Below are 12901 nucleotides of genomic sequence, written 5' to 3'. Positions count from 1 at the left end.
GCGCAGCGGCAGACCCAGGGCGAAGCCCGCAGGGCCGAGCAGACCTGCGAGCCCTGCAAGGGCCCGGCCGCCAAAGGCGGCAGGCCCCAAAAAAAAGACAAAAAAATAGCCCTAACTTTCGCTAGGGCTATAAAAAGCTAAGTAAATGCTCTTAGGCTATCGGGCATTGCGGATCAGGTGAATTACGCCCTTAAGTGGGGCCACCTTATCGCAATCCATACAATTGATTTGCAATTTGCAAGTATAATAATACACATCTTCGGCTAGGTCTTGGCCCGTCTGCTGATCCTTTCCATCCCAATTGATGGCGGGATCTTCTGTGCGGAAAACCTCCTGGCCCCAGCGGTTAAAGACCCGGAAATCTACGGCCTCGATATAGCGACTAGGCAAACAAGGACCAAAGAAGTCGTTGGCGTTGTCATTATTGGGCGTAAAGACATTGGGCAGCTCATAGAAGGGACAGTTATCGCTTTGGACCACTGTACTGGGCACACTCTCATTGCCACCCCCATTGGCCTCTACAGAATCTACAGTAGTTACATAATAGCAGCCCGCTAAATTGTAATTGGCAGGTTGGTGGATAAAGAAGGTATCGCTAAGATCCGTAATTTCGGCCACCAATTCATAGGCCGTGCTATCACAATAGGGCGCAAAATAGAGGCGATAAGCAGCAATATCGAGCCCGCAACTATCTGTAGGTCGCTGCCAGCTAATCGTATTGGCCATATCGGTTTGTTCTCGGATAAAGCCCTCGCAAAGTCCGCGATTTTCCTTATCAGAATCATCATCAAAAGCCTCGCAACCAGAAAGCGCCGCCACCGCAATAGGGGGGCAAGGGGCCAAGGTATCTAGCGGAGAGCCACAGGCCCGCTGCGATTTATTGAGCAAAGGCGAAAAGACATCGGGAATACCGTAGCTACCGATACTTTCTACATAATAGCAGTAGGTTTCTCCATTTTCTAGCTCTTCATGCACATAAGTGGGGCTGCTCACGGTATCGAGAACCGTGTAGCTATTGCTGCCTGTGGGGGTTTCTAAGAAAACGACATATTGGGTGTTGGTCCAAGGCACATTTTCGGTCCAGACCAGCTCATTGGTTTGGTCAGTAGCATTGACCGTTAGATAGATAGAAGAGGCCAGACTAGTGGCGCCAACTGTATCCCCATTGGCATAAAAAGCGACCCGATAAGAGTAGGCATTTTCCTCAGTATTCAGTCCTGTATCCAAAAAGCTAAGGGTATCGGCTAGGGCCGAGTAGCTATTAAAGTTAGTGGAGCTAAAGATGGGTGTAGAGAGAAAATTAGCGCCATTTTGTCCTTCTGAGCGGAAGAGCTCGTAGCGATAAGGCGGCACCGTAAAGTTAGTATCTAGTTCGGTGGCTCTAGGTTTGGCCCAACGGACCAAGATATCGCCATTGGCCAAATCGGTACTTTCTACATCTGCATTTGTCATTAGGGGAAGGTCTTGGGCCATTTGCACACAAAGCTCGGCAGAGCTACGGCCAGAGACAGGTCCTAAAAAGTTATTGGTTCCAGGAACGGGGGTCGCAAATTCGGGCAAAACCCGATAACTATAAATCCCGCCAGACTGCACATTGGGGTCGACAAACTCATAGTTTCCTGAAGCGCCAACCGTAGTGACTAAGGCCCCAAAGTTAATTTGGGTATAGCCCAGGCCGGGCAATCCAACGGTACAAGAATCTAGTTCGGTATTATCGCAGCTAGATTTTCGCCAGACCGAAAAGCCCAAAAAGCCTGCAGAACTCTCGCAAAGATAGGGGGCATCCCAGCTAAGGTCCACTTGGCCGGGACTAACCGTAGACTGTAAGTTTTGGACCGCAGGGGCCACCACCTTAATGCGCAGCACCTTAAAGGTGGCCAAAGAAGCATCTAGGCCATTATTGGTCATCAAAGAATCTCTAGCTTTAAATACCACCTGCCAAGCCTGCTGTTGGATGTGGTCGCAGTTGGTTTGCCAGCGGAAGCGGCTAGAAACGGGTGTAAAACCAGTAGTATTACTAAAGGTAGCGGCCCCATTGGTCAATTCTAGAGGGCCACCTGTAGCCGTAAGCGTAATGGGTTGAACGGGGATATCGCTATCTAGGGCGATGGCATCAAAATCGATGAGTTCGCCAGCCTCCACACAAATTTCCTCGGGTACTTGTAGTTCGGGGGGGGTATTTTGGGCATTTCTAATTTCGATTTGGATATCTCGGATAATTCCGCCTAGGTAGGCTCCATTTCGGTAAGACTTGACGAGGATAGCGATATTGTACTCTCCAGCCACCTGCGGGGTATTCCAAGTAAAGAGCCCTGTTTGTTGGTCAAAGGTATAAGTATTATTAGCGCCTGGGCCAATAGCGTTTACGGGTAAAAAGCCGGGAACTGGATTATTCAGATCGCTAAGGCAGGTCACTAATTCGTAGGCCACACTATCTCCATCCGGGTCATAGCCATTGGGCGTATGTTGAAATACTTGGCCCACCACCCCAAAATCGATTGGGGGTTCGAGTAAGATGGGCGAGTTGTTATTGCCATAAATAGAAGTGGGAAAAAGGAAAACCTCTGTTTGCACATAGAAGGCTACATTGACCGAGTTCCCATTATTTACATTAAGAATATCGGCATTTCGGTTAGGGTCTTGCATGCCCATCACATAAGGTTGGCCGCCAGGGTTGGGGCCGGGGTAGCTATGCGTAGCGGTGTAGACATTCATACGAATATCTTGGTGTAGCATAACAAAATAATCTCTGGACACCGTAGAGGAGGTCCCATCGCCCCAACTCAGGTCGAGCTCAGTGCGGTCGGCATGAACAGATTGTCCACTAATCTTTGTATAGGTAACAATAGTGGCCTCGATACTGAGTGGACCAGTTTGGCGGTAAGTAATTTCTCCTGCACGGTTATGAGTAGCCCAGAGCATAGACAAATTGGCGAGGAGAAAAAGCGATGATAAGAAAAGCTGCTTCATAGATAATAGTTAGAGCGTTTAAGGTCAAGCTAGGGAAAAAGTTTTCTTTTTTTAGTGACCAGACTGACAAGTTTAGCCATTTATTGGCTATAGCCATATTATAGAAAGAAGTGGCTAATAGAAAACGAACAGCTGATAGCCTTTGGCTAGGGATTCAACAAAAATTGTCCCACATAGGTTTAACGTACCATGTGGGACAAGTAGTTAGGCCGAGGCCTTATTTTAAGGGCAAGCCCTTAATTCTTTGTTTTTCGGAGTTGGTCTAGGGGCAGCTTATGAATTAGGTCAAAGCAGCTTTTGAGCTCGGCAAAGATGCGTTGCAGCATTTCATTATCGGCGGTAAGGCTTTTGTTTAGTTCTGGCTCAAAGAGGCGTTCATGGCCCAAGGGGATAGCAATATAGAGTTGTTGATCTTGGAAGGCCAAAGAAATTTGGCTTTCAAAGGTTTCTCGGATCCAAAGCACTGAATCGATGAGTTCTTGAGTAAGAATCATCTTGGCTTCTGGAGTATTGGTAGAATAGATAGCAAACTTATTCTCAAAATCGGGGGCATTGTCAAGATGCAGCAAATCGCCCTCTCGGAGTACATCCAGTTGGTCCTGAATTTTAACGGCTAGTTGGCCCAACCACTGTTCGTAGTTATCTGGAACGATAAAAGTGGCCCCTTTTAGTTGGGTTTGAATATCTAAGACCATGAAGATCCCATTAAAGAGGGTTACTTCATTTTTGCCCACTAGCTGCTGAGCATTTACCTCTGAAAAGCGCATATTCATGCCTGCTACTACCCCAGAAAAATAGTCTTCTCCAGTGTAGCCTTCATTGGCTTTGCCATGAAAAAGGTGGCTTTTGTAGAAATCTACCTTGGGCACATAGTTATTGGGCTGATAGTGCATGCTAGGGTAGAAATTGGCCACCATTTCTTTAAAGAACTGTGATTTGAACTGTTCTCTATACAGCTGTTTGGGTTTTTGGAGTTGTTGGACATACATCCAGCCCAAGAGTGCCGAGGCCCCTACCATTAGGGCAATGGCCAAATACCAAAACTGAGGAATAATGAGCATACTTGCTGCGGCAGCAACAAATAATATAATAGGAATAACAAGGAGCTTTTGAATGAGCTTAAAGGCTGCTAATTGTCGTTTCCGCTCTGCTTCTAAGCGCTCGATGACCTCTTGCATAGAGGATTTTAACTGTTCAAGGTTTTTCATCAATCAGGTCTTATGATAATACGAATCGCAAATATAACTTTTCCCTTTGTTTTTTCCCTAAAATGATGGCCCTAGCTTTTTTAAAATTCCCTTAATCTTCTCTTGCTTTGCCCAGAGCGAAGCCGCCCCTCGGCCCAGCGCTGCGGAGCGGGTGGCCGAAGGCCAGACCCAGGGCGAAACGAAGTGGAGCCCGCAGGGCCGAGCAGACCTGCGAGCCCCGAAGCATAGCGGCGGCCAGCTTGCTGGCCGCGGGCCCCAAAAAAAACAAAAAGCAACTACCCCTCAAGAGGAGCAGTTGCTTTTTTATGTTCCTAAAACTGACTTAATGCCTAGGCATTAGCAATTTCTTCACGGATTTTATTGAGGGCAGAACCAGCCTTCACCCATTCGATTTGCTGTGCATTGTAAGAATGTTGTACCTCGATGTTATCAACGGTACCATCTGCATGCTTGAGCTCGATATTGAGGGTTTTGCCGGGAGCAAAAGTCTCAAAGTTAGTGATGCTCACGAGGTCATCTTGGCGAACCAAGTCATAGTCGGCAGGATTCACAAAAGTGAGGGCCAACATCCCTTGCTTCTTCAGGTTAGTTTCGTGGATACGGGCAAAAGATTTTACCACAACGGCCTTAACGCCCAAGAAACGGGGCTCCATAGCCGCATGCTCACGAGAAGAACCTTCACCTAGGTTATCTTCACCGAAAACGATGGTGCCGATACCTTTTTTCTGATAAGTTTTGGCTGAATCGGGAACGGCCATGTAGTTAGCTTCTGCGCCTTCAGCGTAGTTAGCTACATTGTTGGTTTCTTCATTGAAGAAGTTTACCGCACCGATATAGCAGTTACCAGAGATATTCTCTAGGTGACCGCGGTAAGTCAACCAAGGACCAGCCATAGAGATATGGTCGGTAGTACACTTCCCTTTGGCTTTGATCAACAAGCGCATGCCAGTTACTTCCTCTTTTTGGATGGGCGTAAAGGGCGTAAGCAATTGTAGGCGGTCAGATTCGGGATTTACCGTTACATTGATTCCAGAACCGTCTTCGGCAGGAGCAACATAGCCCGCATCTTCTACATCAAAACCTTTGGGAGGAAGCTCCACACCTGTGGGAGGATCGAGCATGACTTCTTCGCCATTCTCATTGGTCAATTTGTCTGTGAGGGGGTTGAAGCACATATCGCCAGAGATCGTCATGGCCGTTACCAACTCAGGAGAAGCTACAAAAGCTTGGGTGTTGGGGTTACCATCGGCACGCTTGGCAAAGTTACGGTTGAAAGAGTGAATGATGGCATTCTTCTCTTTTTTCTCGGCACCAACACGGTCCCACATACCAATACAAGGACCACAAGCATTGGCCAAAACCATACCTCCGATTTCCTCAAAATTGTCTAGCAAACCATCGCGCTCAGCAGTATAACGAACCAATTCTGAACCAGGAGTGATCGTAAACTCCGCCTTAGCTTTAAGGTTTTTGGCAGCAGCCTGACGAGCCACAGAGGCCGCACGGCTCAAATCTTCATAAGAAGAGTTGGTACAAGAACCAATCAGACCTACAGACAATACTGAAGGGAAGTCATTTTCTTTTACCGCTTTGGCAAACTCAGAAATAGGCCAAGCACGGTCGGGAGTGAAAGGACCATTGAGGTGGGGCTCCAACTCAGTCAAGTTGATTTCAATCACTTGATCAAAGTATTGGCTAGGATCTGCATAAACAGCAGCATCACCAGTGAGATGCTCTTTTACGCCCTCGGCCAATTCAGCTACATCGGCACGGCCAGTAGCCTCTAGATAACGCTTCATAGAAGCATCATAACCAAAAGTAGAGGTAGTAGCTCCAATTTCAGCCCCCATGTTACAGATGGTTCCTTTACCTGTACAAGACATGCTTTCGGCACCTTCGCCAAAGTACTCTACGATATAACCTGTACCGCCTTTGGCACCAATAATACCTGCTACTTTGAGGATAACATCCTTGGGCGAGGTCCAACCACCCAATTTACCTGTCAATTTTACCCCAATCAATTTGGGCATTTTAAGCTCCCAAGGGAGGCCAGCCATTACGTCTACGGCATCGGCACCACCAATACCAATAGCGACCATACCCAAACCACCAGCATTTACAGTATGAGAATCGGTACCGATCATCATACCACCGGGGAAGGCGTAGTTTTCCAAAACAATCTGGTGAATGATACCCGCTCCTGGCTTCCAGAAACCAATACCATATTTATTAGAGACAGAGCTAAGGAAGTCATAAACTTCTTCGTTCTTGTCGTTGGCTACTTCCAAATCTTTGTCCGCACCCACCTTAGCCTGAATCAAGTGATCACAGTGTACAGTAGAAGGTACAGCCACCTTGTCGCGGCCCGCCATCATAAACTGCAAAAGCGCCATTTGGGCAGTAGCATCTTGCATCGCCACTCGATCGGGAGAGAAGAATACATAATCCTTGGCCCGGCCATAATTCTCCAAAGGAGAAGCTTGATCCAAGTGAGTGTAAAGAATTTTTTCGGTTAGCGTGAGCGGACGGCCCAAACGTTCGCGCACAGCCTCAATTTTTTTGGGTAAAGCAGCATAAACCGCTTTGATCATATCAATGTCGAATGCCATAGGATACGCTAAATTTTTGCAATGAAAAAAAAGGTGTTCAGAACCCCAGACCAAATAATGTTCGCCTGAGGTTCCCTATTCTAGTCGTTGCGAAAATACATTTTTTTAGTCATTTTTCAGCGCCAAATCTTTTTTTTCGTTTTCCTTAATCTATTTTTTTAGATATAGTTTTTGCTTTTCTGCTGCTGCTGCTTTTTTTGGGGCCTCCCGCCTGCGGCGGGCGCTACGTTGCGCAGCTCGCTACTCGCTCGGCCCTTCGCCAGCAAGCTGGCTCGGTCTGGCCTTCGGCCACTGCTGCACATCGCTAGGCCGTTTGTCTGCAGCCTAAAGGCCGCAGCCATTCTTCTTGGGCCTTGGTCTTTCTTGCCGCAGCGGCTTAAAAGCCCCTGCTTTGGTTGTAGAAAGGATATATTTGGTTTTCAGGTCCTGCGGCTTTCAAGCTGCAGGCCAATTGTTGCTGAGGAGCTAGCTCTGCTGTACCTAAATTGGCTGCTGGTTTCAACCTGCAGCCACAGCTAGCAGGCGGCGAAGCCGCCGCAGGCAAAGGCCAAATGGACAGCCTCTGCTTCAGCCCATGGCCAGAAAACCAACTAATTCTAAAGAGGTTACTCCCCCCTCTCTAAAGGCACAAGAAAAAGTTGAGGGACTAACATCCTGCGCCTAGGCGACTATTAGAGTCTGTTTAAAATTTTGTGTTTCTCCTTTTTGCTGCCTAGGGACAAGCCCCTAGGCTAGCTTTTTCAGACAGCCCTCTAAAGAGGGCCTTGGGATTCGCTCCTTTTCTACATATAACAATTGAGCAAGGCCGTAAATCACAATTTGAGGCCCTTTAGGGCTGACTCCAGTGGATTAGCCTGGGGGCTTGTCCCTAGGCGACTATATAATGTGAAGACCTCTAGGTTAAAACCATCGGCCCATAATATATTCTAATATAGGGCTTTATTGCCAGTAAAAAATGCTGCTCTATTCTCGTCCCCCTCTTCCTCCAAGAAAAAGTTGAAGGACTAATATCCTGCGCCTAGGCGACTATTAGAGTCTGTTTAAAATTTTGTGTTTCTCCTTTTTGCTGCCTAGGGACAAGCCCCTAGGCTAGCTTTTTCAGACAGCCCTCTAAAGAGGGCCTTGGGATTAGCTCCTTTTCTACATATAACAATTGAGCAAGGCCGTAAATCACAATTTGAGGCCCTTTAGGGCTGACTCCAGTGGATTAGCCTGGGGGCTTGTCCCTAGGCGACTATATAATGTGAAGACCTCTAGGTTAAAACCATTGGCCCATAATCAGTTCTAATAAACAGCAAACAAGGGCTTCAGCCCGCCAGTTTGCATAGCCCACAACCATGGGCTTCAGCCCATGGCCAGAAAACCAACTAATTCTAAAGAGGTTACTCCCCCCTCTAAAGGCACAAGAAAAAGTTGAGGGACTAACATCCTGCGCCTAGGCGACTATTAGCCTAAGCTAGTTTACCTCCAGACATAACTAGTTTACCCCCAGACATAACTAGTTTACCGCCAGACCTAACTAGTTTACCGCCAGACATAACTAGTTTACTTCCAGACATAACTAGTTTACCGCCAGACCTAACTTTTGCCTTTTTTCATTTTGTTACGTTTTTTCAGTTTTTAACAAAACCCTAACATATAAGCCTGAAAGCGGTCCTTATTCTGCGTCTAGAGGCGGCGAAGCCGCCGGCTGAGGGATGGAAAGTGGTGCGGCGAAGCCGCAGACCCAGCGGGCGAAGCCCGCGCAGGGCCGAGCAGACCTGCGAGCCACGGCACAGCCCGACCCGCCCGATAATTCATGAGGGGTTTGCCCCTCATTTTGTATAGCTTCGCAAAGCGATACCGCTTTGCGCTGGCTTTCAACCCGGCGGAAGGGGCAGCCCCAAAAAAAAAGCAAGCAGCTTCCCCAAGCTACTTGCTATAGAACTCTAATGAGTTCAAATGTTAATCCCCATGATTTACCCCAAACTTAATTGGATGACAAGGTATTTCCGTCTTGTCTATGACAAAGATAGGGCAGTGATGCGGTGGTTTTCTCTTTAGATTACCTAATGCCTAAAAATAAGTTATTTACCTAAAGGGCTACCTACTTCACTAATTCTTCTAGGCGGTCGAGGGCGGCTTGATTGGCGGGCAGGAGGATTGCCGAGAGGATATCTAGTTTTTCTCTGGCTGTTAGGTGCAAACTCAAAGAAGCCTTTTGTTCTAGGGTGGTGGGGCGATACACAAAGCGGACGATATCCAGTTGCTCCTCCCCCATTTGGGCCTGCAATTGGCCCAGCATAGCATCCTGCTGATAATCTTGGAGGTTGCCCACATCGAAGACGGCAGAAAGCGGGCTAAAAATAGTACTGCCTAGGCCGGGGCGCTCGGCCTGCTCAATGGGCTCCACCTTTTCGTTTCCTCGGATTGAAATAATGAGGACCCCAGAGGTATTCTTCTTGATCCACTCTTTAAAATTGGCCGAAAAGCGCAGGGCCGTTTCTACCCCATAATTATCTCTAAAGCCGGCATCCATGGCCTCTAAAACGGGGGTAGAGGGCAGTTGGACATTGGGGAAAATCACGGGAAAGGTCGAGCTCATCCGCAGGGCCGAGCAAAAGCGCAGATTATAGGGGTTTTGTTCTTGAAAAAGGGCCCCAAAATCTACGGCATCCACCTCTGCATAATCTTTGGCAAAGGCGGGCCGCATCATATAGCTCAGGGGTTGGGGCGAGATATAGAGGTAGCGGCCATCATTGATAATAATGGGGCTAATAATCATCATGGGAATTTGGCCATTAAACTCGGGCTCCATATAATCTTGGAGGTTGCGGTTCATTAGGCCCTCTGTATTTTCTATAAACTGTTGCTCCCAGCTATAGCCTCGGTCTTGTTTGTAGGTATAGCCATTTACCTTTCGCTTGACCCAAGGCACAAAGGCATCATTGACCAAAAAGGTAAACATGGGCGCATTAGAAAGGTCTTTGCCCACATTGACCAAATAGCTACTATCTAAGGGATTAAGCTCTCGGCCCAACTGTTTTTGGTAATAGAGCTCTCGGAAATAGGCCGAGCCCCACATGCCCCCAGAAGCGCCCGTCATCAGGACCGTATGCGGCATGAGCTTGCCCTCTAGGCGCTTTTCAATTTCGCGGAGCACATGCATACTCCAAAGTGCCGCCCGTTGTCCGCCTCCGCTCACGGCCACACAGATGAGTTTGGGCTTGCGCAAAAAGCGGCCCTTAGGAAACTGCTTGCGCCAATTTTCTAAAATCTGCAACTGATGTTTTTTATCTGCAATCATTTGCTCGGGCCGGGCAAGGCTATCTAAAACCGCATAATTGTAGCGGGCCTTTTTGCTGTAATCCATACCATAGGCGGCATTTTCATAGCTCAGCCAGCCATCTTTGAGCAAAGAATTGGTCAGCAAGAGCAAAATGACCAAAACCGGGCTGCGCCAAGCATTTAGCCAATAGCTCAGCGCCCCCAAAAAGGTCGTCAGCACCGAAAGCAAAATGAGCACACTAGCCGCCGTGGGAATCCGAAAATAGGGAACATCCACAAAGGCACTCATGAGAATAAGGGCCGTAATGCTCAGGCTTTGGATAAGCAGGGCATTGGCGTGATTTTGCTTAAAGATTTGCTCCAATAGCTTAAAATCATAATGCTTTACCGAGCGAGTTGGGCGAAAATGCAGGCGCTCCGTCAAATAATAATCGGTTCTCAAAGCATTAACGTAGGGATTGGCCTTGGCCTCGGCCAGCATGCGCTCATTTTTGCGCAAAATGAGCGCTTTGAGCGGAGCCGAAAGTTTCAGCTGTTGTTTTTGCTGCAAAAAATACAGTTCGCTATTGGTCCAGCGAAAATACAAGAGGCTCAAAAAAATCAGGCTCGAAAAGCCCAAAATAAGGCCCAAACAGTAGTAAATCAGGCTGTACTCATCGGCAAACTCATTATACCACTGAAAATGAATTAGGCTGCCCAAATAATAAAGGATAAACAGGCCCGGCAAAGTAAAATTATTGAGGCTAAACTTGGCAAAGGGGCGAGACAAAGAGGCCAAAAAGGGAAACTTAGGACTATATAATATATAAGTCGTGCTGTTCCAGGCCATATAAAACATACCCAGTGTTAGCCCAATAATAAAAAAGCTCCAAAAGCTTACAGCCCCCATATATTCGGGGTCTAGCATAAAATAACGAAAGCCCATACTGCTCCCAAATTGCCCGGCTAATACCCCAAATAAAAAGAGCCAAAGCAACAAAAAGAGCAACTGGCTTTTAAAGTGCAGGAGCAGGAGCTGAACAGGAAAGCTGTACATCAAGAGGCTGAGGTACTTGCGAAAAAAGGCTTGCATCTTCGGCATTAGATCTAGATAAATTTGGATCTACTAGGGTCAATAAAAAAAGGCTAGCCCGCAAGAAGCAGACCAGCCCAAAAATAAGCATATCTCTGAAATAAGCGTTTATTTTGCCTTAATCGCCTCTACTTTTTTAATCAAAGCAATATTATCCTTTTCTAAAGGACTCAAAAAGGCGGTCACATCAGAGGCCAAAGCCTGATAGCCCTGCGCTTTAAAATGAGCCTTCAAGCGCTCATCCTTAAACTTATAGCCATAGGCCGCAAAAACCTCATTGCGCATCAAGCTCAGTTCTTCCAAGCTTTTATCCTTGAGCTCCGAGGGCTGCAAGGGCCGAGTGGAAATAGCCATCTCTTTGCGCTCTGGATTGGCTATATATTGCAACCTGAAATGAATATCTTGCCTTGAATTACTAAGTGGGACGCCTAAATTAACTACATGCTCAACGACGATAGGCTCCATCTCTTCGCTAGAGTTCTCTACCCGCATGACATAATCCTCATAAGAAGAAGGACCAACATCAGTGGGGATTTCTTTGCCATTGGGCTTACCATAATAGTGGCGTTGGGTCTTAAAATGAATCTTATCCCCTTTTACTTCCCATTCGCCAGTATATAAAGAAGGCTTATATTCGTCTGGGCTAAGGCTATAAATAAAGCGGCCATCATCTAGTAAGTAGTAGTACTCAAAAATTTTCATATAATGGTCGCGCGCATAATACTTGCCCGCTACCGGATGATCTCGCTTGGCCCTTTGCTCTTCTTTGGGCAATTCGGGGGCTTTCAAATCGGCATAAGGACCGCTTAGCTCTTCTTGGGCCTCGCCTTCTGTCTCCAAAACGCTAGTTGCCGTGTTTTCTCCCGCACAGGCGGCAAGTAGTAGGAGCAATAGGGCCCCTAGAATAGTCTTTTTATACATGAGTTTAATGTTTAGTTTGTTCCTTTTTAATCGTTTCCACCTGCTTAATCAAAGCAATATTATCCTTTTCTAAGGGACTCAAAAAGGCGGTTACATCAGAGGAGTGGCTTTTAAAGCCCTGCGCTTTAAAATGCGCAGCCAAGGCCTTATCCTTAAACTTATAGCTATAGGCCGCAAAAACCTCATTGCGCATCAAACGCAGCTCTTCCAAGCTTTTGTTCTTAAGCTCCGAGGGCTGCAAGGGCCGATTAGAGACCTCTGCAGAACTTCGCTTGCTATCCTTTGCACGCAAAAAGGTATGAATATCAGAACTTTTCAGCCCATGCTCATAGACCTCAAAGGGTAGTTCCTCGCCCTGTCCCTCTTTAATATCGATGGGGTCTATAGCCCTGCTGTAGCTCTTCATTTCCATAATGTAATCTGCATGGGTACAGCTGGAGCCGCAGGGCGGAATTACTGGTCCATTGGGCTTACCATAATAATGAGCATCTGGTTTAAAGCTAATTTTATTGCCTTGGGCGCTCCACTCACCAGTCATGACAGAAGGAACATAATCCGAATTTACGGTATACATAAAACGGCCATCATCAAAAAAGTAGTAGCTCTCAAAGGTAGAGGCATAGGCCATTGCATAATGTTTGCCCACTACCTCATGCTCTACCTTTGGCCCTGCTTCTTTTTTGGGCAATTCGGGGGCCTTCAAATGGGCATAAGGATCGGCGGCTGTTTCTGTTTGTACAGCGCTTTCGCTGCTTGTTGAGGTAGTGGTTGTTTCGGCTTCGCCAGCACAGGCGGCCAAAAACAGGCCTAAAAAGGCCAGGGGGATCATCTTTTTGTACATCTTTTATCTAAAT

At 47.1% G+C, this 12901-nt stretch carries 6 protein-coding genes; all 6 read right to left on the bottom strand.

Annotated elements, in window-relative coordinates; all coding sequences use genetic code 11:
• Positions 1-156: 156 nt before the first annotated feature.
• Positions 157-2970: a T9SS C-terminal target domain-containing protein gene (locus SGRA_RS16725; RefSeq protein WP_015693980.1), complete on the bottom strand. Its 2814-nt coding sequence runs from the start codon at positions 2968-2970 to the stop codon at positions 157-159.
• Positions 2971-3206: 236 nt separating this feature from the next.
• A complete protein-coding gene (locus SGRA_RS16720; RefSeq protein ID WP_015693979.1) occupies positions 3207-4178 on the bottom strand; it encodes a DUF3137 domain-containing protein in 972 nt (323 codons plus the stop codon).
• Positions 4179-4507: 329 nt separating this feature from the next.
• Complete coding sequence (locus tag SGRA_RS16710) at positions 4508-6787, bottom strand: aconitate hydratase (protein ID WP_015693977.1); 2280 nt, start codon at positions 6785-6787, stop codon at positions 4508-4510.
• A 2086-nt stretch (positions 6788-8873) separates the two neighbouring features.
• Positions 8874-11126, bottom strand: coding sequence for a patatin-like phospholipase family protein (locus tag SGRA_RS16700; RefSeq protein WP_015693975.1), 2253 nt, complete (start codon positions 11124-11126; stop codon positions 8874-8876).
• 108 nt (positions 11127-11234) lie between these two features.
• Positions 11235-12047: a YARHG domain-containing protein gene (locus SGRA_RS16695; RefSeq protein ID WP_015693974.1), complete on the bottom strand. Its 813-nt coding sequence runs from the start codon at positions 12045-12047 to the stop codon at positions 11235-11237.
• A gap of 4 nt (positions 12048-12051) precedes the next feature.
• Entirely contained in the window at positions 12052-12888 is an 837-nt protein-coding gene (locus tag SGRA_RS16690) for a YARHG domain-containing protein (protein WP_015693973.1), read from the bottom strand.
• Between the last annotated feature and the right edge of the window lie 13 nt (positions 12889-12901).

This window comes from Saprospira grandis str. Lewin (genome assembly GCF_000250635.1).
Taxonomy (GTDB): Bacteria; Bacteroidota; Bacteroidia; order Chitinophagales; family Saprospiraceae; genus Saprospira; species Saprospira grandis.
This window is presented reverse-complemented; position numbering and strand designations above follow the sequence as displayed.